This window comes from Streptomyces sp. NBC_01481 (assembly GCF_026339995.1).
Classification (GTDB): Bacteria; Actinomycetota; Actinomycetes; order Streptomycetales; family Streptomycetaceae; genus Streptomyces.
The window spans coordinates 187,865-211,601 of record NZ_JAPEPT010000005.1 but is presented as its reverse complement, the minus strand read 5'-3'; the positions used below and the strand labels follow the sequence as shown (position 1 = coordinate 211,601).

The following is a 23,737-nucleotide window of genomic DNA, read 5'->3' as shown; positions in this document are numbered from 1 at the left end:
AAGCCGCTGGAGTCTCGGGGCGTGGGGGCGTCAGCCCCCACCAACCCTCCCCCCAGGGGTCTGGGGCGAAGCCCCAGTTACGGGATGGGGGTACCTCCCACGGCCGCCAGGCCGTAGGGGGAGGGCGGGGTGGGGGAACAAGCCCCCGCGCAAACTACCGCCGGCGCAGATCCGCCACCCTCGCCGCCCTCTCCCCCGGAGGTTCCGACGTCAGGGCGTTGCGCAGCTGAGGGCCCGGGCCCGCCCCGCCGCGGGTGCGGCGTTGGGACGGGAGCGGGACGTCGCGGCGGGACTGGCGGCCCGGCGCGGCCGTGTCCGACGGCGCGCCCGAGCCCGCCACCGCGATCTGGACGCCCTGGTCCGCCAGCGCCTGGAGTTCCGTCGCCGCCCGGTCGTCGTGCGTCGGCGGCTCGTCCGTGACCAGCCGCGTGATCACATCCGTCGGCACCGTCTGGAACATCGTGTCGGTGCCCAGCTTGGTGTGGTCCGCGAGGACCACGACCTCCGCCGCGGCCTGGACGAGCGCCCGGTCGACGCTCGCCGAGAGCATGTTGGACGTGGACAGCCCGCGCTCGGCCGTCAGCCCGCTCCCCGAGAGGAACGCCCGGGACACCCGCAGGCCCTGCAGGGACTGCTCCGCCCCGCTGCCCACCAGCGCGTAGTTGGAGCCACGCAGCGTCCCGCCGGTCATGACGACTTCGACCCGGTTGGCATGGGCCAGCGCCTGGGCGACGAGCAGGGAGTTGGTGACGACGGTCAGTCCGGGGACGCGCGCGAGCCGGCGGGCCAGCTCCTGCGTCGTCGTCCCCGCTCCGACCACGATCGCCTCGCCTTCTTCGACGAGGCCCGCGGCGAGATCGGCGATGGCCGTCTTCTCCGCGGTCGCGGACAGGGATTTCTGCGGAAAGCCGGACTCCCGCGTAAAACCGCCCGGCAGTACCGCACCGCCGTGACGGCGGTCGAGGAGTCCTTCTGCCTCCAGAGCCCGCACGTCCCGCCGTACGGTCACTTCGGAGGTCTGGACGACGCGGGCGAGCTCACGGAGCGACACGGCTCCGTTGGCGCGCACCATTTCGAGGATCAATTGGCGACGTTCTGCAGCGAACACGAAACTGACAGTAACCTGACCGACCGATACTTTTCAGCACTATGCGCCGAATAACAGAAGTTGCGCACAGACGGGACCGCCAAGTGGTATGGGTGGCCCGGGAGTTGATCGGTTGCCGCGCGGAGTGCCCGGGGTTCGTCGGGTTTGCGCCCGCATCACCCTTCGCCGGTCGCCTTACGGGTGTGCAACTGCCGTGCCACCTCGGCGATCGACCCCGACAGAGAGGGGTACACGGTGAAAGCGTTTGCGATCTGTTCCACCGTCAGATTGTTGTCGACCGCGATCGAGATGGGATGGATCAGTTCGCTGGCGCGCGGTGAGACGACCACGCCGCCGACCACGATGCCCGTGCCCGGGCGGCAGAAGATCTTGACGAAGCCGTCCCGGATGCCCTGCATCTTCGCGCGCGGGTTGCGCAGCAGCGGCAGCTTGACGACGCGCGCGTCGATGATGCCGCCGTCGACGTCCGCCTGGCTGTAGCCGACGGTCGCGATCTCCGGGTCGGTGAAGACGTTGGACGAGACGGTCTTGAGGTTCAGCGGCTGCACCGCGTCGCCCAGGAAGTGGTACATCGCGATACGGCCCTGCATGGCCGCCACGGAGGCGAGTGCGAAGACCCCGGTGACGTCACCGGCCGCATACACGCCGGGAGCGCTCGTACGGGAGACCTTGTCGGTCCAGATGTGGCCCGAGTCCCTGAGCCGGACGCCGGCCTCCTCCAGGCCCATTCCCGCGGAGTTGGGGATCGCGCCGACCGCCATCAGGCAGTGCGAGCCGGAGATGACGCGGCCGTCGGAGAGCGTGACCTCGACCCGGTCGCCGACGCGCTTGGCGGACTCGGCGCGGGAGCGGGCCATGACGTTCATGCCGCGGCGGCGGAAGACGTCCTCCAGGACCGCGGCGGCGTCCGGGTCCTCGCCCGGCAGCACGCGGTCGCGGGAGGAGACGAGGGTGACCCGGGAGCCGAGCGCCTGGTACGCGCCGGCGAACTCGGCGCCGGTGACGCCGGAGCCGACCACGATGAGCTCGTCGGGGAGCTCGGTGAGGTCGTACACCTGGGTCCAGTTCAGAATGCGCTCCCCGTCGGGGAGCGCATCGGGGATCTCGCGCGGGTGGCCGCCGGTCGCGAGCAGCACGGCGTCGGCGGTCAGCGTCTCCTCGGTGCCGTCCGCGGCGGTCACGACCACCGTGCGGGAGCCGTCCATCGCCTGCCGGCCCACCAGCCGGCCGCGGCCGCGCATCACCCGGGCGCCTGCCCGGGTGACGGAGGCGGTGATGTCGTGGGACTGGGCGAGCGCGAGCCGCTTCACCCGTCGGTTGACCTTGCCGAGGTCGACGCCGACGATCCGGGCGGACTGCTCCATCGGCGGGGTGTCGTCGGCCACGATGATGCCCAGCTCCTCGTGCGAGGAGTCGAAGGTCGTCATCACCTCGGCCGTGGCGATCAGGGTCTTGGAAGGTACGCAGTCGGTCAGCACAGAAGCCCCGCCGAGGCCGTCGCAGTCGACGACGGTCACCTCCGCGCCGAGCTGGGCGCCCACCAGGGCCGCCTCGTATCCGCCGGGTCCGCCGCCGATGATCACGATCCGGGTCACTGGGGTTACGCCTCGCGCTCTCGTTCGTTCTGCCGGGGTTCGGGGGGTGGCCCCTTTGGACTGCAGTACGTCCTCCATTGTCCCGCACGGTTCAAGTGCCCTCGCCCCGGGTCCCTTCATCGGGGAACCGCAACCACCCGCGCCCCTCCCGTACCCTCGATCCCATGTCGCTCTACGCCGCGTACGCCGGCAACCTCGACGCGCGGCTGATGTCCCGCCGCGCCCCGCACTCCCCGCTGCGCGGCACCGGCTGGCTCAACGGCTGGCGGCTGACCTTCGGCGGGGAGCAGATGGGCTGGGAGGGGGCACTGGCCACGATCGTGGAGGCGCCGCGCTCCCAGGTCTTCGTCGCGTTGTACGACATCGCCCCGATGGACGAGGACTCGATGGACCGCTGGGAGGGTGTCGGCCTGGACATCTACCGGCGCATGCGGGTCCGGGTGGACACCCTGGACGGCGAGGAGCCGGCCTGGGTGTACGTGCTGAACGGATACGAGGGCGGGCTGCCGTCAGCGCGGTACCTGGGCGAACTGGCCGACGCGGCGGACTCGGCGGGCGCTCCGCACGACTATGTGATGGAGCTGCGGAAGCGGCCTTGCTGATGCGTTTACCGTCGCGTTCGTGGGAAACGACAAGGCAACGATCCGAAGACCGTGCGCTGCGTCATCTACGCGCGTAGGAAATGAGCGGCTACCCTCGTCGGCGTGAACGCATCTGTGAATCCGGACCTCAACGGCGTTAGCGCCGACCCCCACGCCGCAGCCGACGCCGCCGCCGCGCGCCTGCGCGAGCTGACCGGCGCCGAGACGCATGACGTAGCCCTGGTGATGGGCTCCGGCTGGGCACCGGCCGCCGACGCGCTCGGTACGCCCGAGGCCGAGTTCCCGGTCACCGAACTGCCAGGCTTCCCGCCGCCGGCGGTCGAGGGCCACGGCGGCACGGTCCGCTCGTACCGCATCGGCGTGAAGCGCGTGCTGGTCTTCCTGGGCCGTACGCACTTCTACGAGGGCCGTGGCGTGGCCGCGGTCTCGCACGGGGTGCGCACCGCGGTGGCCGCGGGCTGCAAGACCGTCGTGCTGACGAACGGCTGCGGCGGTCTGCGCGAGGGCATGCGCCCCGGGCAGCCGGTGCTGATCAGCGACCACATCAACCTGACGGCGGCGTCGCCGATCATCGGCGCGAACTTCGTGGACCTGACGGACCTGTACTCGCCGCGGCTGCGGGCGCTGTGCAAGGAGATCGACGCGTCGCTGGAGGAGGGCGTGTACGTCCAGTTCCCCGGCCCGCACTACGAGACGCCGGCCGAGATCAACATGGTCCGCGTCATGGGCGGCGACCTGGTCGGCATGTCAACGGTCCTCGAGGCGATCGCGGCGCGCGAGGCGGGCGCGGAGGTGCTCGGCATCTCCCTGGTCACGAACCTGGCGGCGGGGCTTACGGGCGAGCCGCTGAACCACGAGGAAGTGCTGCAGGCGGGCCGGGATTCGGCGGCGCGGATGGGCGAGCTGCTGACGCGGGTGCTGGACCGGATCTGACGGTCCGGCTCCAGCGGGGGCTTTGGGGTGCGGGGTCGGGGGTGCGCCGGTGCCGCGCGGTGCGGGTCTTGGCGTCCGTTGCGCGGGCCCGCCGCACGGCGCGGGTTCCGGGTCGCGTGTTGGCCGCCAATCGGGGGTTCGCCCGCGAAACCACCCACCGGAGAGCAACCACCAACGCCCCCTGGCCACGCTCACCACGGACGCTGGAAACGCGGGGACGACCCTGCACCGCCCCTCCCCACCGGACGGGCTGTGGTGCGCGGCAGTTCGCCCGCGAAGCCACCCGCCGGGCAGCAACCACCAACACCCGCTGGCCCACGCTCACCACGACCGCTGGAAACGCGGGAACGGCCGGAGGCTCCGCGGCGGAGCCGCCGGAGCATCGGGGGTGTGGGGGCGCAGCCCCCGCGAAACCCCCTCCTCCCAGGGGTCCGGGGCGCAGCCCCGGTTCGGGAAGGGGGTACCTCCCACGGCCGCCAGGCCGTAGGGGGAGGGCGGGGTGGGGGAACAAGCCCCCCGCCGCGCCACGGCACCCCGAAACGCCCAACGCTCCGAGGCGAAGCCACCGGAGCGCCAGGTATCCGGGCGCGGGCCCCACGCCGGGGCAGATCGGCCGGGGCCCCGGGGCGCAGCCCCCACGCCGCGGAGCCGCACATCGATACAGCCGGGCACGGGCGGGGCGGGGAACTAGCCATGCATCCGCCCCACCTCGCCCCGCACACGCGGACGTCCGTCCAGAATGGCCGGGCGACCAAACCACACGAGAGGCGGACCAACCGTGCAGCAGGACCTCATCGCGCGGGCCAGCGCGTGGCTGGCGGAGGACCCGGACAGTGAGACCCGGGACGAGCTCCGCAAGCTCATCGAGGCGAAGGATGTCGACGAGCTCGCCGCGCGGTTCGGCGGCACGCTGGAGTTCGGGACGGCCGGGCTGCGCGGCGAGCTCGGGGCCGGGCCCATGCGGATGAACCGGGCCGTGGTGATCCGGGCGGCCGCCGGGCTCGCCGCGTATCTCAGGGCGAAGGGCCAGGGCGACGGCCTTGTCGTCATCGGGTACGACGCCCGGTACAAGTCCGTCGACTTCGCGCGCGACACCGCCGCGGTGATGGTCGGCGCCGGGCTCCGCGCCGCCGTGCTGCCGCGCCCGCTGCCGACCCCCGTGCTCGCGTTCGCCATAAGGAAGCTCGGCGCGGTGGCCGGGGTCGAGGTCACCGCCAGCCACAATCCGCCGCGCGACAACGGCTACAAGGTCTACCTCGGCGACGGCTCGCAGATCGTGCCGCCCGCCGACGCCGAGATCGCCGCGGAGATCGCCGCGGTGGCGAGTCTGGACGACGTGCCGCGCGCCGAGAGCGGCTGGGAAACCCTCGGTGACGAGGTCCTGGACGCCTATCTGGAGCGTACGGACGCGGTCCTTACCACCGGCTCCCCCCGCACCGCCCGCGTCGTCTACACGGCCATGCACGGCGTCGGCAAGGACGTGCTGACCGCCGCCTTCGCCCGTGCCGGATTCGCCGAGCCCGTCCTCGTACAGGAGCAGGCCGAGCCCGATCCGGCGTTCCCGACGGTCTCGTTCCCCAACCCGGAGGAGCCGGGGGCGATGGATCTCGCCTTCGAGACCGCCCGCCGGGTCCGGCCCGACATCGTCATCGCCAACGACCCCGACGCGGACCGGTGCGCCGTCGCCGTCCCGGACGGTGGGGACTGGAAGATGCTCCGCGGCGACGAGGTCGGCGCGCTGCTGGCGGAACACCTCGTCCACAAGGGCGCACGGGGCACGTTCGCCGAGTCGATCGTTTCCTCGTCCCTGCTGGGCCGGATCGCCGACGCGGCGGGGCTGCCGTACGAGGAGACGCTGACCGGCTTCAAGTGGATCGCCCGTGTCGAGGGTCTGCGTTATGGCTACGAGGAGGCGCTCGGCTACTGCGTCGACCCCGAGGGCGTACGCGACAAGGACGGCATCACCGCCGCGCTGCTCGTCGCCGAGCTGGCCTCCGAGCTGAAGGAGCAGGGCCGCACGCTCACCGATCTGCTCGACGACCTCGCCGTCGCGCACGGGCTGCACGGCACCGACCAGTTGTCCGTGCGGGTCGAGGATCTGAGCATCATCGCGAACGCCATGCGCAGGCTGCGCGAGCAGCCGCCGACGGTGCTCGCCGGGCTGCGGATCGTCTCGGCCGAGGACCTGAACCGGGGAACGGCCACGCTGCCGCCGACGGACGGCCTGCGCTACTACCTGGACGGCGAGTTCAAGGCGCGGGTCATCGTCCGCCCGAGCGGCACGGAGCCCAAGCTCAAGTGCTACCTGGAGGTCGTGGTCCCGGTCGCGGAGGCGAGCGAGCTCCGGAGCGCGCGCGAGCGGGCCGCCGAGGTCCTGGACGCGATCAAGCGGGATCTGGCGGAGGCCGCCGGCATCTGACCCCGGGACGCTGACCCGTGGGCATCAGTGCCACGGTCCCGTCAGGGTTTCGGAAAGGGACGGGGCGGGGGCCCAACAGCCCGCGCCCCGGACCGGCACAGCCGGCGCGTCAGCCCGTCGCCAGCAGGATGACCAGCAGCACCGCACCCGCCACCGCGGGCGCCGCGATCTCGTACGCCCAGCGGACCTGCGGCTCGCCCTTGGCACCCGGCTTGCCCGCATTGCGCTCCATGAGCTCCCGCAGATCCGCCATCGCCCGGTCCGCCGCGGGCATCAGCGGCGAGGAGTGGGTGGAGTCGGCGCCTGTGGGCATCCGGCCGCGCGTGGCGCCGTTCGCGGGCGAGAGCGGGCGTCGCGCGGCCCTCTTGCGCGCCCGCAACGAGACGGGGATGGCCCAGAGCTGGTACTTCGCACCCTGCTGGGTGACGACCTCGCTGGAGTACGCGGCCCGCACATCCGCGACGGCCGCCCACGGAATCGTGATCGTCCGGAAGGGGTTCCTGACCCGCATCCGGTCGTCGTTCGCGAAGACCGCGGGCCGCAGCGTGAAGGCGACCACCAGGGGGACGGCGAACAGCGCCCCGGCGAGGGCCGCCCACGGCGTGCGCCCCTCGCCCCGTACGACCGCGTCTCCGGCGAGCCAGCCGATGAGCGCGAGCAGCAGCACTCCCCCGGCCATCCCGGCGGGCGACCGGAAGACCCGGTCGGCGTAGGTGGGCTCGGTGGGCTGCTGGGGACTCGTCATGGCTCCGATTCTGCCGTACGTCCCCGCCCGGCCGATCAGGTCCACCCCACGCCAGGTCCAGTCCGGTCGATCAGGCCGGATCAGTAAGCGGGGTCTGGTGCGTGCAGCTGCAAGGCGGAGGATGGAGCCCACGCGGAGCGTCGGCGACTGACGCAACGCAGCGTGGGGGCACCTCCCGTGCCCGAAGGGCTACGGGGGAGTGCGTGCCAGGGCACGCGAGCCCGGCAAGATCGGCCGGACAGGGCCTGGGGGACAAGCCCTCGACCCCTCCCCCTGTACAGGCCGCTACGCGCGTAGATATGCTCATCTGGTGACCATGCCCACCATCCCCACCGCATTCGCTGACGTGACCGCGTCCGACAGCACACTGCGGCGCTTCCTCCACGGTCTGCCCGGCGTCGACGCCGTCGGCCTGGAGGCCCGCGCCGCAGGGCTCGGTACGCGTTCGATCAAGACCACGGCCAAGGCGTACGCCATCGATCTGGCCATCTCGATGATCGACCTGACGACGCTCGAAGGCGCGGACACCCCGGGCAAGGTCCGGGCGCTCGCCGCCAAGGCCGTCCACCCCGACCCGACCGACCGCACCACTCCCTCGACCGCCGCGGTCTGTGTCTACCCCGACATGGCCGCGATCGCCGCCGAGGCCCTCAAGGGCTCCGGCGTCAAGGTCGCCTCCGTCGCCACCGCCTTCCCGGCCGGCCGCGCCGCGCTCGACGTGAAGCTCGCGGACACCCGCGATGCCGTCGCCGCCGGGGCCGACGAGATCGACATGGTGATCGACCGCGGCGCCTTCCTCTCGGGCCGCTATCTCAAGGTCTTCGAGGAGATCCGCGCCGTGAAGGAGGCCGCGGGCCCGGCCCGGCTGAAGGTCATCTTCGAGAACGGCGAGCTCTCCACGTACGACAACATCCGCCGCGCCTCCTGGCTCGGCATGATCGCCGGCGCGGACTTCATCAAGACCTCGACCGGCAAGGTCGCGGTCAACGCCACCCCCGCCAACACGCTGCTCATGCTGGAGGCGGTGCGCGACTACCGCGCGCAGACCGGCATCCAGGTCGGCGTGAAGCCCGCGGGCGGCATCCGCACCAGCAAGGACGCGATCAAGTTCCTGGTCCTGGTCAACGAGACCGTGGGTGCAGACTGGCTGCATAACCACTGGTTCCGCTTCGGCGCGTCGAGCCTGCTCAACGACCTGCTCCTGCAGCGTCAGAAGCTCGCCACCGGCCGTTACTCCGGCCCCGACTACGTGACGGTGGACTGATCACCATGGCAACTGCACCCGCATCCGTTTTTGAATACGCGCCCGCACCCGAGTCGCGGTCGATCGTCGACATCGCACCGTCGTACGGCCTGTTCATCGACGGCGAATTCACCGAATCCGCCGACGGCAAGGTCTTCAAGACCGTCTCCCCCTCCACCGAGGAGGTCCTCGCCGAGGTCGCCCAGGCCGGCGCCGAGGACGTGGACCGTGCCGTGAAGGCGGCCCGCAAGGCGTTCGAGAAGTGGTCGGCGCTGCCCGGCCAGGAGCGTGCCAAGTACCTCTTCCGTATCGCGCGGATCATCCAGGAGCGCTCGCGCGAGCTCGCCGTCCTGGAGACCCTCGACAACGGCAAGCCGATCAAGGAGACCCGCGACGCGGACCTCCCCCTGGTCGCGGCGCACTTCTTCTACTACGCGGGCTGGGCCGACAAGCTCGACCACGCCGGCTACGGCGCGAACCCGAGGCCCCTCGGCGTCGCGGGCCAGGTCATCCCCTGGAACTTCCCGCTGCTGATGCTCGCCTGGAAGATCGCCCCGGCGCTCGCCACCGGCAACACCGTGGTGCTGAAGCCCGCCGAGACGACCCCCCTCTCCGCCCTCTTCTTCGCGGACATCTGCCGCCAGGCGGGCCTGCCCAAGGGCGTCGTCAACATCCTTCCGGGATATGGCGAGACCGGCGCCTCGCTCGTCGAGCACCCCGACGTCAACAAGGTCGCCTTCACCGGCTCGACCGCCGTCGGCAAGGAGATCGCGCGTTCCATCGCCGGTACGGACAAGAAGGTCACCCTCGAACTGGGCGGCAAGGGCGCGAACATCGTCTTCGACGACGCACCCATCGACCAGGCCGTCGAGGGCATCGTCTCCGGCATCTTCTTCAACCAGGGCCAGGTCTGCTGCGCGGGCTCCCGCCTGCTGGTCCAGGAGTCGATCGAGGACGAGGTGCTCGACTCCCTCAAGCGCCGGCTCTCGACGCTGCGCCTGGGCGACCCGATGGACAAGAACACCGACATCGGTGCGATCAACTCCGCGGAGCAGCTGGCCCGTATCAAGGCCCTGACCGAGACGGGCGAGGCGGAGGGCGCCGAGCGCTGGTCCGCCCCGTGCGAGCTGCCGAGCTCCGGCTACTGGTTCGCGCCGACCCTGTTCACGAACGTCACGCAGGCGCACCGGATCGCGCGCGACGAGATCTTCGGCCCGGTCCTGTCCGTGCTGACGTTCCGTACGCCCGACGAGGCGGTCGCCAAGGCCAACAACAGCCAGTACGGCCTGTCGGCGGGCATCTGGACGGAGAAGGGCTCCCGCATCCTCGCGGTCGCGAGCAAGCTCCGGGCCGGTGTCGTGTGGGCCAACACGTTCAACAAGTTCGACCCGACCTCGCCCTTCGGCGGCTACAAGGAGTCGGGCTTCGGCCGCGAGGGCGGCCGTCATGGTCTGGAGGCCTACCTCGATGTCTGAAGCGACTCGTCTTGGCGTCTTCAAGACCTACAAGCTGTACGTCGGGGGCAAGTTCCCCCGCTCCGAGAGCGGCCGGGTGTACGAGGTGACCGACTCCAAAGGCAAGTGGCTGGCCAACGCCCCCCTCTCCTCCCGCAAGGACGCGCGTGACGCGGTCGTCGCGGCCCGCAAGGCCTTCGGCGGCTGGTCGGGCGCGACCGCGTACAACCGCGGCCAGATCCTCTACCGCATCGCCGAGATGCTGGAGGGCCGCAGGGACCAGTTCGTACGCGAAGTGGCGGACGCGGAGGGCCTGTCCAAGTCGAAGGCCGCGGCCGTCGTGGACGCGGCGATCGACCGCTGGGTCTGGTACGCGGGCTGGACCGACAAGATCGGCCAGATCGTGGGCGGGGCGAACCCGGTCGCGGGCCCGTACTTCAACCTCTCCAGCCCCGAGCCGACCGGCGTCGTGACGATCCTCGCGCCGCAGGAGTCGTCGTTCCTGGGGCTGGTCTCGGTGCTCGCCCCGGTGATCGCGACGGGCAACACGGCGATCGTGATCGCTTCGGAGAAGTCCCCGCTCCCGGCGCTCTCGCTCGGCGAGGTGCTGGCCACGTCCGACCTCCCCGGAGGCGTGGTCAACGTCCTCTCGGGGCGGACCGCGGAGATCGCGACGCCGCTGGCCTCGCACCAGGACGTCAACGCCATCGACCTCACCGGTGCCGATGACGTACTGGCGAAGGAGCTGGAGATCGCGGCGGCGGACAACCTCAAGCGCGTCCTTCGTCCACAGCCTGTGGATTTCTCGGCCGACCCCGGCACGCACCGCCTGACCGCCTTCCTGGAGACGAAGACGGTCTGGCATCCGACGGGCTCCCTCGGCGCGTCCGGCTCGGCGTACTGACCGGTCCGGCCCCATGGCCGAGCCCCCTGCCGTCCCGTCCGGCGGCAGGGGGCTCTTTCATGCCCGGCTCAGGCCGCTCAGGCCCGGCTCAGGCCCCGCTCAAAAGGGCAGCATCGCGGAGGCGCCGCCCACCACCGGCAGGTCCTCCAGAGCCTGGCCCTCGGTCAAATGGCCCGTCGCCGTCGTAGTGCCGACCGGCTTGAAGTCGGCGACCTGGGTGGCGACGCCGTTGTTCAACGGGTCGACGCCGGTCTTGGCCAGCGGGTTGAGCGGAAGGCTCTTGAGCTGCCCGACACCGGCCACCGAGTTGGTGACCACGCCGGCCGGACCCTGTCCCGCGTCGAGCATGTCGAGGCCCACGGGTGCCGTCGGCGCGGCATGCGCGGCGGCCTCACCCGCACCGAGGGCCGCGGCCACCGCCGCGGCGGTCAGACCCGCACGCAGCAAGGTGCGCCGCCGGGACTGGGGAGCTGTGTGACGTGCCATGGGATTCCTGACTGAGTGGGTAATCGGACGAGCACGCAGCGTAGTTGAGGTGTGATGCTCAATACCAACGCCCGCCCCGAGGGGTCCCCTTCACGGGTCAATGCCTCACACTGGTGTCCCGTGACCTCTTCCCCCATGCCCACTCGTGTCGTGCTGCTCTCGGGTCCCTCCGGGTCCGGAAAGTCCTCCCTCGCCGCCCGTACCGGCCTGCCGGTCCTGCGCCTGGACGACTTCTACAAGGAGGGCGACGACCCGACGCTCCCGCTGGTCGCGGGCAGTTCGGACATCGACTGGGACTCCCCGGCGTCGTGGGACGCGGACGCGGCGGTGGCGGCGGTCGCGGAGCTGTGCCGTACGGGACGTACGACAGTGCCCGTGTACGACATCGCCACCAGCTCGCGCGTCGATGTGGAGGCGTTCGCGATCGACCGCACGCCGTTGTTCGTGGCGGAGGGGATCTTCGCGGCGGACATCGTCGGGCACTGCCAGGAACTGGGCGTACTGGCGGACGCGCTGTGCCTGCGCGGCCGCCCGTCGACGACGTTCCGCCGGCGGCTGGCACGGGATCTGCGAGAGGGCCGCAAGTCGGTGGGCTTCCTGCTGCGCCGCGGCTGGCGCCTGATGCGTGCGGAACGGGGCATCGTGGCCCGCCAGACGGAACTGGGCGCGTACCCCTGCGGCAAGGCCGAGGCCCTCGGCCGCCTCGCGGCCGCGGCGGCGGGCCGCCACCGCCGGACGCCTGCGGCGCGCACGATGGCGTGACGGCTTCCCCACCCGCCCGCCCGTGAATGTGGGGGTGCGGGGTACCCCCACACCCCTGCGGTTCGCGGCAGCTTCGCGCCGCGCCCGGCGCCGGTACGGAAGTCCCGCGCCGCGCGCCTGCGGGGACGTACGGAAGCCCGGGCCCCCGCGCTGGGCGGGAGCTCAGCGCGCTCCCCGAACCAGCAGGAAAGAGGCCCTGCCCGTCGCGGCCAACGGCATCTGCGCGCAGCGCCGGCCGCAGCGGGCGTCCACCGTGAACCGCCCGTATTGACCGCAAGCGGCCATTGAGCAACCCCCACCCCGAGCAACCACCTCCGCGAAAGCGGCGCCGGTTTAGGCGCAAGGCACAGCGCAAAACGCGGCGGGGCCGGACAAGACCCCCCGGCCTGTCCGGTCCCGCTCTGTATCCCCCGTGGCCCCCGTTGGTCCCCCGTGACCCCCGTGGTCCCCCGTTCCCGCCGTCTCCCCCGAAACGGCGGCCCCGTTCCCCCCGTTGCCCTCAGGCCACCAGCTCGCCGAAGGACTCTTCCTCGTCACGGCCGAAGCTGAGGACCTCGTCCTCGCGCAGCCGGCGGAGCGACCGCCAGATGCTCGACTTCACCGTGCCGACACTGATGTCCAGGATTTCCGCGATCTCCGGGTCGGTGCGGCCCTCGTAGTAGCGAAGGACCAGCATCGTCCGCTGGAGTTCGGGCAGCCTGGCCAGCGCCTGCCAGAGCACCGCGCGCAGTTCCGTACCCCGCATCGCGTCGGTGTCGCTAGCCGTCTCCGGCAGCTCCTCCGTCGGGTACTCGTTGAGCTTGCGCCGGCGCCACGCGCTGATGTGCAGGTTGGTCATCGTGCGGCGCAGATATCCCCCGACCGCCGCCTTGTCGCTGATCCTGTCCCAGGCCCGGTACGTCGAGAAGAGGGCGCTCTGCAGCAGATCCTCCGCCTCGAACCGGTCCCCGGTCAGGTGGTACGCGGTCGCGTACAGAGAGGCGCGGCGTTCCTGCACGTAGGCGGTGAACTCCGCCTCCGACAGGCTCGTCCGCTCCCCCGCGGCCTCTCCGTACGCCGTACCGCTTGCCCCCACGTTCGCGTCAACGACCGTCATGTACGACGGCTTGTGCTGACGCCCGGCGCTGCGAACGCACCCCCGTCCGTTCACCGCGCCGGACTTCTCGGTACTCCTCACGACGTCGTGGAGACGCGTGACAACTGCGCTTGAGTTGGTGCTGTGCAGTGCGTTCATCTCGCGCCCCCCGTCGAGTGGCTGTTTCCGTCCGTGTGCCAAAAAGACTGCCCGGGCAGTTTCATGGCGCTGTCCGTCGACTGTCACAGGCCTGTCACAGGGCCCGGCGGAGCCTCGTTGATCAGCGGTCCGGGTCCGGTCGGGACCCCCTCGCGAACCGCGGAACAAAGCGCTCGAAACGCCTCTCACAAGGGGAGGAGTCGTGTGAGAGCGCTCCAGCAGTCGAACTCCGGCTCCCCCATGGGACAGAATGACCTCCGTGCCTTTCCTGTTGCTGATCGAGGACGACGACGCCATCCGCACGGCCCTCGAACTCTCGCTGTCACGCCAGGGCCACCGAGTGGCCACCGCGGCGACGGGCGAGGACGGCCTGAAACTGCTGCGCGAGCAGCGGCCGGACCTGATCGTGCTGGATGTGATGCTGCCCGGGATCGACGGTTTCGAGGTGTGCCGGCGCATCCGGCGCACCGACCAGCTGCCGATCATTCTGCTGACCGCACGCAGCGACGACATCGATGTGGTCGTGGGTCTTGAGTCGGGCGCGGACGACTATGTCGTCAAGCCCGTGCAGGGCCGTGTGCTGGACGCCCGGATCCGTGCCGTACTGCGGCGCGGTGAGCGGGAGTCCACCGATTCGGCGAGCTTCGGCTCGCTGGTGATCGACCGATCCGCGATGACGGTCACCAAGAACGGCGAGGATCTGCAGCTCACGCCGACCGAGCTGCGGCTGCTCCTCGAACTGAGCCGCAGGCCCGGGCAGGCGCTGTCGCGGCAGCAGCTGCTGCGGCTGGTGTGGGAGCACGACTACCTCGGCGACTCACGACTGGTGGACGCGTGTGTGCAGCGGCTGCGGGCGAAGGTGGAGGACGTACCGTCCTCGCCGACCCTGATCCGTACGGTGCGCGGTGTGGGTTACCGGCTGGACGTTCCCCAGTGAGAGACGCGCACGTCATGACCCCCGTGAACGGAAGCACTCGGTGAGCGGTGCCGCAAAGCGCGCGATACTCGCCGGACTTCGCTGGACGAGCCTTCGGCTCCGTCTCGTCGTCGTCTTCGCCCTGGTCGCGCTGACCGCCGCCGTGTCCGCCTCGGGCATCGCGTACTGGCTCAACCGGGAAGCCGTGCTGACCCGTACGCAGGACTCGGCGCTCGGCGACTTCCGCCAGGGGATGCAGAACCGGGCCGCCGCGCTGCCGCTGCGGCCCACCCAGAGCGAACTGCAGAAGACCGCCGAGCAGATGGCCGGAGGCAACTCCGGCTACAACGTGCTGCTCATCGGCGAGCGCGACAAGGGCAAGCCGATCGTCGGCGCCTCCAACCCGGACAACTTCACGCTCGACGACGTCCCGGCCAAGCTGCAGGAGGCCGTCAACGAGCGGCAGGGCGTCGGCGCGGGCAACTCCGTCCCGTACCACCTCTACTGGCAGCGCACCCAGCGCCGCGGCAAGCCCTATCTGGTCGGCGGCACGCGGATCATCGGCGGCGGCCCGACCGGCTACGTGTTCAAGTCGCTGGACCAGGAGCGCCAGGACCTCAACTCCCTCGCCTGGTCGCTGGGGATCGCCACCGCGCTGGCCCTGGTCGGCTCGGCGCTGCTGGCGCAGGCAGCCGCGACCACCGTCCTCAAGCCGGTGCACCGGCTGGGCGAGGCGGCCCGCAGGCTCGGCGAGGGCAAGCTCGACACCCGGCTGCGGGTCTCGGGCACCGACGAACTCGCCGAGCTGGCAAGGACGTTCAACAAGACGGCCGAGTCGCTGGAGAAGAAGGTCGCGGACATGAGCGCGCGGGAGGAGTCCAGCCGCCGCTTCGTCGCCGACATGTCGCACGAACTGCGCACCCCGCTGACCGCGCTCACGGCCGTCACCGAGGTGCTGGAGGACGAGGCCGACAGCCTCGACCCGATGATCGCGCCCGCCGTGAACCTGGTGGTCAGCGAGACCCGGCGGCTCGGTGACCTCGTCGAGAACCTGATGGAGGTCACCCGCTTCGACGCGGGCACGGCCAGGCTCGTCCTGGACACGGTCGACGTCGCCGACCAGGTGACCGCCTGCATCGACGCGCGCGCCTGGCTGGACGCGGTTGACCTGGACGCCGAGCGCGGGATCATGGCGCGGCTCGATCCGCGCAGGCTCGATGTGATCCTGGCGAATCTGATCGGCAACGCACTCAAGCACGGCGGTTCGCCGGTACGGGTGTCGGTGCGGCCGGTCGACCACGAGTTGCTGATCGAGGTACGGGACCACGGGCCGGGCATTCCCGAGGACGTACTGCCGCATGTCTTCGACCGCTTCTACAAGGCGAGCGCTTCGCGGCCGCGCTCCGAGGGCAGTGGGCTCGGCCTGTCGATCGCGATGGAGAACGCCCACATCCACGGCGGCGACATCACCGCGGCCAATTCGGCGGACGGCGACGGCGCGGTGTTCGTGCTGCGGCTGCCGCGCGACGCCTCGTCGCTGACCGACGGCGACGAGCACGGCGACACGGACGCGGACCTGGACCCCGCGGACGACCGGGGAGAGGAAGGCGCGCAGTGACACCCGTGAAGGGCCGTACCCGGCGCACGGCAGCGGCACTCGCCGTACTCATGGGCGTGGCCGTCCTCGGCGGCTGCGGGATCCGGCCCACCCAGGTGCCCGTCGACGCCGGTCCCGCGCCCTCGCGGGTGCCCTGCGAGGTGACCGGGGAGAACATCACGCCCCAGGCGCAGCCGCAGGGCGTCCCTGTCCGCGTCTACCTGGTCTGCGCCTCCCAGTTGGCGTCCGTGGACCGTACGGCTCCGATGTCCGACGCGAAGGCGGGCGACAGCCGTCTTCGGGCCGCCCAGGCGCTCCTCGACGAGCTCGAGAAGGAGCCTTCGGCGCCGGAGCACGAGGCGGGCTTCGCCACGTACGTACGAGGACCCCTCACTCTGAGCGGCGCGCGCAAGGGAGATCCGGCGGGGACGCTGCGGCTGAGCCGCCAGCCGGAGGATCTGCCGACGGCGGCGCTCGCTCAGATCGTGTGCACCTTCGCGGAGAGCCGGGCGGCGGCGACGGACGGTTCGGTGCTGCTGGGCGGGCCCGGGGATTACGCGCCCCGCGGGTACCAGTGCTCGGCCGGAACCAAGGAGCGGCCGGAGGAGGCCGTACCGACGCTCGGCGCGCTGCCCTCGGCGTCGTAGCCAGGTCCTGTCCGGTCGATCAGGCCGGATCAGGGAGCGGGGTCTGGCGTGGTGCTTCGCAGGCCGGAGGATGGGGGTCCCCCCGCCGAAGGCAGGGGGAGAGCCCACGCGGAGCGTCGGCGACTACGACAACGGTGGGGGTACCTCCCGTGCCCGAAGGGCTACGGGGGAGAGGTGCCGTGCCAGGGCACGCGAGCCCGGCAAGATCGACCGGACAGGACCTGGTCCTCCCGGGCGTCCCCCCGGCGTCCCGCGGAGCTTCCTCTTCGAGGCGGGCGGAACCGATTCGCGGGAAGCGTGCGTCTTGGGGGGCGTGCAGCGTCAAGGTTCGGCAGGCAGTGCCGCCATCCACTTCCGCGCGGCGGGGGTCATCCTCCTCCTCGCGCATCTGCTGCTCGTTTCCTGGCTGATGCTGCGCCCCCTCGATGTGGTGTGGGTGACGGCCGCGAATCTCGAGCCGCTCGCCGGTATAAAGGCGGATCTCGCGCTGGGCCCGGTGGAGGCCGCGCGCAGGATCGGCGAAGGTCTGCTGCTGCTCGCGCCCCTCGGCGTGCTGCTGCCCATGGCGGGCGGCAAGCTCGCCGTCTCCCCGCTGGCCTCGCTGACCCGTACGGTCGCGGCCGGGGCCCTGCTGTCGCTCGGCATCGAGCTGCTGCAGACCGGGGTCCCCGGTCGGGTGCTCGACGTGGACTCGCTGCTGCTGAACACGGCCGGGGTGGCCCTGGCCCATCTGGCCGTCGTGCCCGCGGGCCGGGCCCGGCTGCGCCGCAGGCACGGGCGGACGTCCGCGGCGGGGTCCTCCCGGCGGCAGCGCGGGGCCATGCTGCGGGATGACGCGTCTCAGGGGGCGACCCCGACGATTCCCAGGGTCGGGATCGCCCCGTAGAGCGACGCTTTGACCCCCCTCGCGGAGCCACCATGGATGCATCGGGAGCACGACAGAGATGCTCCCCGGAAGGTTCTCGAAGGAGCCCACCATGGCCGCACTTGTCCGCCCCCGAGACGGACGCATGATCGGCGGAGTGTGCGCAGCGCTGGCACGGCGCTTCGGCACCTCTGCGACGACGATGCGTGTGATCTTTGTTGTCTCGTGTCTGCTGCCCGGACCGCAGTTTCTGATCTACCTGGCGCTCTGGGCGCTGCTGCCCTCGGAGAAGACCGCCAGTACGGCCTGGTAGTACGCATCCGGCCGGACCGGCCGTCTCAGCCGGCGAGCACCTGGGCGACCTTCGCCAGCTGCTTGTCGGCGACCTCCTGAGGGACCCGCGGCTCAGTACGCCGCGCCAGGTCGAGCGCCATGAAACGCGCCACGGTCGCGCCCTTGCGCACAACGACCAGATGGATCGGGACCCGGGCGCCGTCGCCCGACCCCACAGTGGTCCAGCTGACGGTCTCGTCGGCGCCACTGACGGTGAAGGCCGCGGTCTTCACCTCGCGGTAGTCGCCACTGCGGCCGTCGAGGGTCGCGCTGAAACCCTCGCCGCAGCCCGCGACCGCCGACGTGAGCGACCGCATCAGTTCTCCTGCCGCCGCCTCGCTGTACGAACTGAGCGAGGCGGACACCGCGAGGCCGAGGCTCTTCAGGGAGCCGAGCCCCCGGTTGACGGTGTCCCGCGCCTGCGGGCTCGGCCTGTCGCCCATGGCGTCGGCGAGCGGCTGGCACGTGTGCTTGTCGGCGGCGGGCTGTCCGGAGGGCGCGAGCGCGCTCTTCCCCGGGGACACCTGGAAGCCGGCCAGATCGCCGGTGGCCAGCGCGGCCCGCTCCAACTGGGGCCCGCTGAGCGGCTCGGACGTGTCGGCACCGCCCTTGGCGGTATCGGGGCTGCGGCCCTTCTGCGTACCGGCAGGGCTGCTCGTGTCCTTGGCGGGCTGCTTGCCGTCGTCACTCGTACAGGCCGTGGCCAGCAGGAGCGCGGGGACGGTGACAAGTGCGGTCAGTCCTGCGGTCTTCACGCGCATGGCGGCGATCCTGGCACACGGAAGTGGGGCGCACACCCGGTTCGGGTGTGCGCCCCACTTCCGTGTACGGAGCCGTACGGAGTCTGCGGAGCGCGTCAGCCGCCGAGACCGGGCAGAGCGCCGGTCGGCAGGCCGCTGGTCGGCAGAGCGCCGGTGGGCAGACCGCCGGTGGCCGTGCCGACCGGCAGGCCGCCGAGCAGGCCGCCGACCGGGTCGGCCGCGTCGGCGTTGGGCAGCACCTTGGTGGCCGCCCCCTGGACGGTGCCCGGCAGCGTGCTCGCGCCGCCCGCCAGCGACTCCGGAGCACCGGCCGGAAGCTGCGTCAGAGCCTCCTGGACGGGCGCGACGCTGGTGACGGTGTCCAGCGGGAGGGCGGAGTCGGGGAGCGCGGGCGCGGCGGTTGCGGTGCCGGCGGCGGCAGCGGCGAAGGCGGCGCCGAGAGCGGCGACACCGAGAGTCTTGGCAGCAGACTGCTTCATCAGGGATGAGTCCTTGGGACGGGGATATCGAGCGGCTCTGCAAGCTAGCCAGCCGTACTCTGCGCCCGCAAACACCACGAAGCGGCCGGGTGTTGACGGTCCCGGCCGCTTCGGAGTACTCGCGCTCAGTCCTCGACGGGGAAAGAGTCGCTGGTCGTGGCGGTTTGCCGGAACAGCCATTCGGATTTCAACTCGGCGTAACCCGGCTTGATGACGTCGTTGATCATCGCCAGTCGTTCATCGAAAGGAATGAACGCCGACTTCATCGCATTGACGGTGAACCACTGCATGTCGTCGAGCGAGTATCCGAAAGTGTCGGTCAGCAGCTCGAATTCCCGGCTCATGCTGGTGCCGCTCATCAGCCGGTTGTCGGTATTGACCGTGGCCCTGAAGTGGAGTTTGCGCAGCAGTCCGATGGGGTGCTCGGCATATGAAGTGGCCGCGCCGGTCTGCAGATTGGAGGTCGGGCAGAGCTCCAGCGGGATGCGCTTGTCCCGTACGTATGCGGCGAGCCGGCCCAGCTTCACGGCGCCGTCGTCGGACACCTCGATGTCGTCGATGATCCGCACACCGTGCCCGAGCCGGTCGGCGCCGCACCACTGGAGCGCCTGCCAGATGGACGGCAGTCCGAAGGCCTCGCCGGCATGGATCGTGAAGTGGTTGTTCTCCCGCTTCAGGTACTCGAAGGCGTCGAGGTGACGGGTGGGCGGGAAACCCGCCTCGGCGCCCGCGATGTCGAAGCCGACGACGCCCATGTCACGGTAACTGTTGGCGAGTTCGGCGATCTCCAGGGCGCGGGCGGCGTGCCGCATCGCGGTCAGCAGGGCGCCGACGCGGATACGGTGACCGCTCGCGCGGGCGCGCCGCTCCCCCTCGCGGAAGCCCTCGTTGACGGCCTCGACGACCTCTTCGAGGGCGAGCCCGGCTTCCAGGTGCTGCTCGGGGGCGTAGCGCACCTCGGCATAGACGACGCCGTCCTCAGCGAGATCCTCCGCGCATTCGGCGGCGACGCGGAACAGGGCGTCACGGGTCTGCATGACGGCGCAGGTGTGCGCGAACGTCTCCAGATAGCGCTCCAGGGAGCCGGAGTCGGCGGCCTCGTGGAACCAGATGCCGAGCTTGTCGGGCTCGGTCTCGGGAAGCGCTTCATAGCCCGTCTCGCGGGCGAGTTCGATGATCGTGCCCGGACGAAGCCCGCCGTCGAGGTGATCGTGGAGGAGCACCTTCGGAGCGCGGCGGATCTGGTCCGCGTTGGGCGTGTTGAGGGTCTGGCTCGTCATCTGCGCACTCTAGCCCCTACGCGCGTAGAGAGCGCCGCGTCGATACGTAACAGTGACCGTGCGTACGGGTGGAGTACACCTGTCCTTCTGAGACTGTTCTGCCATGGCAGACCACGCACTGCCCCTGTGGTGGGGGCGTCCGGAAGGCGCGGCGGCAGCGACGGTGGCAAGGGGAGCGCGAGTGAGCCGGACGCCGCCGAGTGCGCGGCTGGGCAGGCCGGCGGGCGGGCGCGCGTTCGGCACGGACTCGGCGGTGGGCGGGGTGGTGCTGCTCCTCCCCGACGGCGAACCGGAGTCGGTACGCCGGCCCTCACCGCTGTCGTACGCGGCGGCGCTGCCGCTGGGCCGCACGCTGGCCCGCGCGGGCCGCACGGACGGCCTGGCGGTGCACGCGGTCCACTACCGCTGCCGCGGCTGGAACGGCCCGGAGGCGCGCCTGGCGGCGGACGCGACATGGGCGGTGGACGAGGTGGTACGGCGCTACGGCGACGTCCCCGTCTGCCTCGCGGGCCACGGCATGGGCGGCCGGGCGGCCCTCCGGGCGGCGGACCACCCGGCGGTCAACTCGGTGCTGGCAATGGCACCGTGGCTGCCGGAGGACGATGTGGCGGCCACGCCGGAGCCGGTGAAACAGCTGGTGGGCCGCCAGGTGATGATCGTGCACGGCACGAACGACGCGCGTACGGACCCGGAGCTCTCCTACCGCCTGGCGGAACGCGCGAAGAAGACGAACCGCGACACGTGCCGCTTCGAGGTCCACTCGGACGGCCATGCGCTGCGCCAGCACCATGAGGAAGTCCTGGCGCTGGCGGCGGATTTCGTCCTCGGCGCCCTGTTCACCCGCACCTTCGCCCGCCCAGTGGCCGACGCCCTCGCGGCCCCGCCGCCCCTGGGCCTCCGCATGCCGCTGGCGGCAGGCTTCGGCCGCTCACTGCGCAGCTGATCCGGACTCCTGCCGCCCGCGCGGGCGGGCTCGCGCCCGGGGCGTTTCGGGCCGGGGGTGCCCCCGTACCGCCGTATTCCAAGGGGAGGGTGGGTGGGGGGAAACAACCACCCGGACGTCAGTCCGGCAGCAGATGGCCCCGGCGGGACAGCAGGAACCTCTTGAACGCCGCCACCGGTGCCGTGTCCACGTGGCCGTCCAGCCAGGCCACGCCGATTTCACGGGCCGCCCGCGGGGACGTCACCGTCAGTTCGACCACTCCCGGGCGGGCCACCGCCGGAGGTGGGAGCAGGGCCACGCCCAGGCCCGCCGCGACCAGGCCGCGCAGGGTTTCGGCCTCTTCGCCCTCGAAGGCGACGCGCGGGGTGAAGCCCGCCTCCGCGCACAGGTCGTCGGTGATGCGCCGCAGGCCGTAGCCCGGCTCCAGGGTGACGAAGGTTTCGTCGGCCGCTTCGGCCAGGCGGATCCGCTTGCGGGCGGCCAGGCGGTGGTCGTCCGGGACCACCAGCCGCAGGCGCTGCTCGTCGAGGCGGCGGGACACCAGGTCCGGTGCGTCCGGGACCGGTGAGGTCAGGCACAGGTCGAGCTCCCCGGCCCGCAGGCGCTCGATCATCGCCTCGCCGTAGTTCTGGACGAGGGTGAAGCGGATACGCGGGTGGTCGGCCCTGAAGGCCCGGATCAGGCCGGGCACGGTCTCGGAACCCATCGTGTGGAGGAAGCCGAAGGCCACCTTCCCGGACGCCGGATCCGCGTCCGCCTGGACCGACTCCGCCGCCCGTTCCACCTCCGCGAGCGCGCGCTCCACGGACGTGAGGAAGGTCCGGCCCGCCGGCGTCAGCGAGACGGTGCGGCCCTTGCGGGCGAACAGCACGACCCCCAGGTCCTGTTCGAGGCGCACGATCGCCCGCGAGAGCGTCGACTGCGGCACCCCCATCTCCTGCGCGGCACGCGTCACATGCTCGTGCCGGGCCACCCCGGCGAAGTACGCCAGCCGGGGAGCGAGCAGCAACGCGATGTCTTCTTCGTAACTACTCGGTGACAGCCGCGCCTGTGAGCTGGGTTGATGCGCCATGGGAACGATTATCGCCATTCCGTGCATTGGACGCATGAAATATCGCGGCTTACGTTCGATGCATGTCTCCCGCAAGTACCAAGGCGTCCACCATCACCGTGGACGCCCGCACCGACGACCGCCTGACGCCCTCCTCCCCCGGCTACCGCCGCATGAGCTTCGCGCTCTTCGCCGCCGGAGTGGCCACGTTCGCCCTCCTCTACTCCACGCAGGCGCTGCTGCCCGCCGTCTCCGCCTCCTTCGGCGTGAGCGCGAGCGCAGCCAGCTGGACGGTCTCCGCCGCGACGGGCGCGCTGGCCCTGTGCGTACTGCCGATGAGCGCACTCTCCGAGCGCTTCGGGCGGCGCTGCGTGATGACCGCCTCGCTCGCGGTCGCCGTCGTGGTCGGGCTGCTCGTGCCGTTCGCGCCGAGCCTGGAGTGGCTGGTGGCGCTGCGCGCCGTGCAGGGCGCGGCGCTCGCGGGTCTGCCGGCCTCGGCGATGGCGTATCTGGCGGAGGAGGTACGCCCCAAGGCACTGGTCGCCGCGATCGGCCTGTTCGTCGCGGGCAACAGCATCGGCGGCATGAGCGGCCGGATCGTCACCGGCTGGGTGGCTCAGGTCTGGGGCTGGCGCGCGGCGCTCGCCGCGGTCGGCCTGATGGCGGTGGTGTGCGCGCTGGTCTTCCGCGCGCTGCTCCCCAAGGCCCGTCATTTCACGCCCGGTTCGCTCAACCCGAAGGCGCTCGCGAAGACCGTCCGCGGCCATCTCGCCGACCCGCTGCTGCTGCGGCTGTACGCGATCGGCGCGCTGTTCATGACCGTCTTCGGCGCGGTCTACACGGTGATCGGCTACCGGCTGGTCGAGGCGCCGTTCGGTCTCCCGCAGGGCGTCATCGGCTCGATCTTCCTGGTCTACCTCGTCGGTACGGTGTCGTCCGCCGCCGCGGGCACGCTGGTCGGCCGCATGGGCCGCCGCGGCGCGCTGTATCTCGCGGTCACCACCACCGCCGCGGGCCTGCTGCTGTCGCTGGCGGACTCGCTGCCCGCCGTACTGCTGGGCCTGGTCCTGATCACCGCGGGCTTCTTCGCGGGCCACGCGGTCGCCTCGTCCGAGGTGAGCCGTACGGCGAAGACGGGCCGTGCCCAGGCCTCCGCGCTCTACCAGTCCGCGTACTACCTGGGCAGCAGCGCGGGCGGCACGCTCGGCGCGATCGCCTTCCACTCCGGCGGCTGGGCGGGCACGGTCCTGCTCGGTCTGCTCGCGGTGCTCGGCGTCGTGTCGATCACGCTGTACGGGACCCGGGTGGCCCGCGCCGAGCACCGGCTGGTCCTCGCCACGTCCCGCCGCTGAGCCCGGTGCTCCCCCGGCACGCCCCCGG

The 23,737-nt window shown here is 71.5% G+C and carries 23 protein-coding genes; 14 read left to right on the top strand and 9 right to left on the bottom strand.

What is annotated here, in order from left to right; translation table 11 throughout:
* Positions 1-154: 154 nt before the first annotated feature.
* Together OOK40_RS27010 and OOK40_RS27005 are read right to left on the bottom strand one after the other, a co-directional pair.
* Positions 155-1,108 carry a DeoR/GlpR family DNA-binding transcription regulator gene (locus tag OOK40_RS27010; RefSeq protein WP_266486892.1) on the bottom strand — a complete coding sequence of 318 codons (954 nt, stop codon included), beginning with the start codon at positions 1,106-1,108 and terminating at the stop codon, positions 155-157.
* A gap of 155 nt (positions 1,109-1,263) precedes the next feature.
* Positions 1,264-2,703: an NAD(P)H-quinone dehydrogenase gene (locus tag OOK40_RS27005; protein WP_266486890.1), complete on the bottom strand. Its 1,440-nt coding sequence runs from the start codon at positions 2,701-2,703 to the stop codon at positions 1,264-1,266.
* A 164-nt stretch (positions 2,704-2,867) separates the two neighbouring features.
* Between OOK40_RS27005 and OOK40_RS27000 the strand changes: the two genes are divergently transcribed.
* From OOK40_RS27000 to OOK40_RS26990, 3 genes are all read left to right on the top strand, one after another.
* Positions 2,868-3,305 (top strand): gamma-glutamylcyclotransferase, encoded by a 438-nt coding sequence (locus tag OOK40_RS27000; RefSeq protein ID WP_142214025.1) that lies wholly within the window; start codon positions 2,868-2,870, stop codon positions 3,303-3,305.
* 102 nt (positions 3,306-3,407) lie between these two features.
* Positions 3,408-4,238: a purine-nucleoside phosphorylase gene (locus OOK40_RS26995; protein ID WP_266486887.1), complete on the top strand. Its 831-nt coding sequence runs from the start codon at positions 3,408-3,410 to the stop codon at positions 4,236-4,238.
* A gap of 778 nt (positions 4,239-5,016) precedes the next feature.
* Entirely contained in the window at positions 5,017-6,657 is a 1,641-nt protein-coding gene (locus OOK40_RS26990; protein ID WP_266486886.1) for a phospho-sugar mutase, read from the top strand.
* Between the two features lie 109 nt (positions 6,658-6,766).
* On the opposite strand, the gene OOK40_RS26985 is transcribed toward OOK40_RS26990, so the two are convergent.
* Positions 6,767-7,402, bottom strand: coding sequence for a PH domain-containing protein (locus tag OOK40_RS26985; protein ID WP_266486885.1), 636 nt, complete (start codon positions 7,400-7,402; stop codon positions 6,767-6,769).
* A gap of 316 nt (positions 7,403-7,718) precedes the next feature.
* Here OOK40_RS26985 and deoC point away from each other — a divergent pair, with 316 nt between their 5' ends.
* From deoC to OOK40_RS26970, 3 genes are read left to right on the top strand one after another with little or no spacing between them, the layout of a single operon-like run.
* Positions 7,719-8,666, top strand: a complete 948-nt coding sequence (gene deoC / locus OOK40_RS26980) for a deoxyribose-phosphate aldolase (protein WP_266487662.1) — start codon at positions 7,719-7,721, stop codon at positions 8,664-8,666.
* Positions 8,667-8,671: 5 nt separating this feature from the next.
* A complete protein-coding gene (locus OOK40_RS26975) occupies positions 8,672-10,120 on the top strand; it encodes an aldehyde dehydrogenase family protein (protein ID WP_266486884.1) in 1,449 nt (482 codons plus the stop codon).
* A complete protein-coding gene (locus OOK40_RS26970; protein ID WP_266486883.1) occupies positions 10,113-11,003 on the top strand; it encodes an aldehyde dehydrogenase family protein in 891 nt (296 codons plus the stop codon). The genes OOK40_RS26975 and OOK40_RS26970 overlap by 8 nt, the downstream gene beginning before the upstream one ends.
* Before the next feature lie 99 nt (positions 11,004-11,102).
* Here the strand turns inward: OOK40_RS26970 and OOK40_RS26965 are convergent, their stop codons facing one another.
* On the bottom strand, positions 11,103-11,489 hold the full coding sequence (locus OOK40_RS26965) for a hypothetical protein (RefSeq protein WP_266486882.1): 387 nt from the start codon (positions 11,487-11,489) through the stop codon (positions 11,103-11,105).
* Positions 11,490-11,543: 54 nt separating this feature from the next.
* Here OOK40_RS26965 and OOK40_RS26960 point away from each other — a divergent pair, with 54 nt between their 5' ends.
* Positions 11,544-12,251 carry a uridine kinase gene (locus OOK40_RS26960; protein WP_266486881.1) on the top strand — a complete coding sequence of 236 codons (708 nt, stop codon included), beginning with the start codon at positions 11,544-11,546 and terminating at the stop codon, positions 12,249-12,251.
* A gap of 499 nt (positions 12,252-12,750) precedes the next feature.
* Here the strand turns inward: OOK40_RS26960 and OOK40_RS26955 are convergent, their stop codons facing one another.
* Positions 12,751-13,485: a SigE family RNA polymerase sigma factor gene (locus tag OOK40_RS26955; protein WP_266486880.1), complete on the bottom strand. Its 735-nt coding sequence runs from the start codon at positions 13,483-13,485 to the stop codon at positions 12,751-12,753.
* A gap of 259 nt (positions 13,486-13,744) precedes the next feature.
* On the opposite strand from OOK40_RS26955, the gene afsQ1 reads away from it, so the two are divergent.
* The 5 genes from afsQ1 (at position 13,745) to OOK40_RS26930 (ending at position 17,823) form a co-directional block, all read left to right on the top strand.
* The gene (gene afsQ1 / locus OOK40_RS26950) at positions 13,745-14,422 is read left to right on the top strand and encodes a two-component system response regulator AfsQ1 (RefSeq protein WP_266486879.1); all 678 of its coding nucleotides are present in this window, start codon (positions 13,745-13,747) and stop codon (positions 14,420-14,422) included.
* A 40-nt stretch (positions 14,423-14,462) separates the two neighbouring features.
* The gene (locus OOK40_RS26945; protein WP_266486878.1) at positions 14,463-16,019 is read left to right on the top strand and encodes a HAMP domain-containing sensor histidine kinase; all 1,557 of its coding nucleotides are present in this window, start codon (positions 14,463-14,465) and stop codon (positions 16,017-16,019) included.
* A gap of 50 nt (positions 16,020-16,069) precedes the next feature.
* On the top strand, positions 16,070-16,645 hold the full coding sequence (locus tag OOK40_RS26940) for a hypothetical protein (protein WP_266487660.1): 576 nt from the start codon (positions 16,070-16,072) through the stop codon (positions 16,643-16,645).
* Positions 16,646-16,958: 313 nt separating this feature from the next.
* A complete protein-coding gene (locus OOK40_RS26935; protein ID WP_266486877.1) occupies positions 16,959-17,531 on the top strand; it encodes a VanZ family protein in 573 nt (190 codons plus the stop codon).
* A gap of 91 nt (positions 17,532-17,622) precedes the next feature.
* The gene (locus OOK40_RS26930) at positions 17,623-17,823 is read left to right on the top strand and encodes a PspC domain-containing protein (RefSeq protein ID WP_266486876.1); all 201 of its coding nucleotides are present in this window, start codon (positions 17,623-17,625) and stop codon (positions 17,821-17,823) included.
* 25 nt (positions 17,824-17,848) lie between these two features.
* On the opposite strand, the gene OOK40_RS26925 is transcribed toward OOK40_RS26930, so the two are convergent.
* The 3 genes from OOK40_RS26925 to OOK40_RS26915 form a co-directional block, all read right to left on the bottom strand.
* Positions 17,849-18,604 (bottom strand): hypothetical protein, encoded by a 756-nt coding sequence (locus tag OOK40_RS26925; RefSeq protein WP_266486875.1) that lies wholly within the window; start codon positions 18,602-18,604, stop codon positions 17,849-17,851.
* A gap of 95 nt (positions 18,605-18,699) precedes the next feature.
* Positions 18,700-19,083, bottom strand: a complete 384-nt coding sequence (locus tag OOK40_RS26920) for an ATP-binding protein (RefSeq protein ID WP_266486874.1) — start codon at positions 19,081-19,083, stop codon at positions 18,700-18,702.
* A 125-nt stretch (positions 19,084-19,208) separates the two neighbouring features.
* Positions 19,209-20,363 carry an adenosine deaminase gene (locus OOK40_RS26915; protein WP_266486873.1) on the bottom strand — a complete coding sequence of 385 codons (1,155 nt, stop codon included), beginning with the start codon at positions 20,361-20,363 and terminating at the stop codon, positions 19,209-19,211.
* Positions 20,364-20,625: 262 nt separating this feature from the next.
* Here OOK40_RS26915 and OOK40_RS26910 point away from each other — a divergent pair, with 262 nt between their 5' ends.
* On the top strand, positions 20,626-21,306 hold the full coding sequence (locus tag OOK40_RS26910; RefSeq protein WP_323136131.1) for an alpha/beta hydrolase: 681 nt from the start codon (positions 20,626-20,628) through the stop codon (positions 21,304-21,306).
* A gap of 118 nt (positions 21,307-21,424) precedes the next feature.
* Here the strand turns inward: OOK40_RS26910 and OOK40_RS26905 are convergent, their stop codons facing one another.
* Positions 21,425-22,378, bottom strand: a complete 954-nt coding sequence (locus tag OOK40_RS26905; protein WP_266486870.1) for a LysR family transcriptional regulator — start codon at positions 22,376-22,378, stop codon at positions 21,425-21,427.
* Positions 22,379-22,440: 62 nt separating this feature from the next.
* Between OOK40_RS26905 and OOK40_RS26900 the strand changes: the two genes are divergently transcribed.
* Positions 22,441-23,709, top strand: coding sequence for an MFS transporter (locus OOK40_RS26900; protein WP_266486868.1), 1,269 nt, complete (start codon positions 22,441-22,443; stop codon positions 23,707-23,709).
* The last annotated feature ends 28 nt before the right edge of the window (positions 23,710-23,737 follow it).

Excerpts from the sequence above, each read along its gene's own strand:
- OOK40_RS26975 (WP_266486884.1), top strand. The coding sequence starts at position 8,672 with ATGGCAACTGCACCCGCATCCGTTTTTGAATACGCGCCCGCACCCGAG.
- OOK40_RS26925 (WP_266486875.1), bottom strand. The coding sequence starts at position 18,604 with ATGCGCGTGAAGACCGCAGGACTGACCGCACTTGTCACCGTCCCCGCG.
- OOK40_RS26920 (WP_266486874.1), bottom strand. The coding sequence starts at position 19,083 with ATGAAGCAGTCTGCTGCCAAGACTCTCGGTGTCGCCGCTCTCGGCGCC.
- OOK40_RS27000 (WP_142214025.1), top strand. The coding sequence starts at position 2,868 with ATGTCGCTCTACGCCGCGTACGCCGGCAACCTCGACGCGCGGCTGATG.
- OOK40_RS26900 (WP_266486868.1), top strand. The coding sequence starts at position 22,441 with ATGTCTCCCGCAAGTACCAAGGCGTCCACCATCACCGTGGACGCCCGC.
- OOK40_RS26985 (WP_266486885.1), bottom strand. The coding sequence starts at position 7,402 with ATGACGAGTCCCCAGCAGCCCACCGAGCCCACCTACGCCGACCGGGTC.
- deoC (WP_266487662.1), top strand. The coding sequence starts at position 7,719 with ATGCCCACCATCCCCACCGCATTCGCTGACGTGACCGCGTCCGACAGC.
- OOK40_RS26915 (WP_266486873.1), bottom strand. The coding sequence starts at position 20,363 with ATGACGAGCCAGACCCTCAACACGCCCAACGCGGACCAGATCCGCCGC.
- OOK40_RS26960 (WP_266486881.1), top strand. The coding sequence starts at position 11,544 with ATGCTCAATACCAACGCCCGCCCCGAGGGGTCCCCTTCACGGGTCAAT.
- OOK40_RS26955 (WP_266486880.1), bottom strand. The coding sequence starts at position 13,485 with ATGAACGCACTGCACAGCACCAACTCAAGCGCAGTTGTCACGCGTCTC.
- OOK40_RS26930 (WP_266486876.1), top strand. The coding sequence starts at position 17,623 with ATGGCCGCACTTGTCCGCCCCCGAGACGGACGCATGATCGGCGGAGTG.
- OOK40_RS26905 (WP_266486870.1), bottom strand. The coding sequence starts at position 22,378 with ATGGCGCATCAACCCAGCTCACAGGCGCGGCTGTCACCGAGTAGTTAC.
- OOK40_RS26940 (WP_266487660.1), top strand. The coding sequence starts at position 16,070 with ATGGGCGTGGCCGTCCTCGGCGGCTGCGGGATCCGGCCCACCCAGGTG.
- OOK40_RS26970 (WP_266486883.1), top strand. The coding sequence starts at position 10,113 with ATGTCTGAAGCGACTCGTCTTGGCGTCTTCAAGACCTACAAGCTGTAC.
- OOK40_RS26965 (WP_266486882.1), bottom strand. The coding sequence starts at position 11,489 with ATGGCACGTCACACAGCTCCCCAGTCCCGGCGGCGCACCTTGCTGCGT.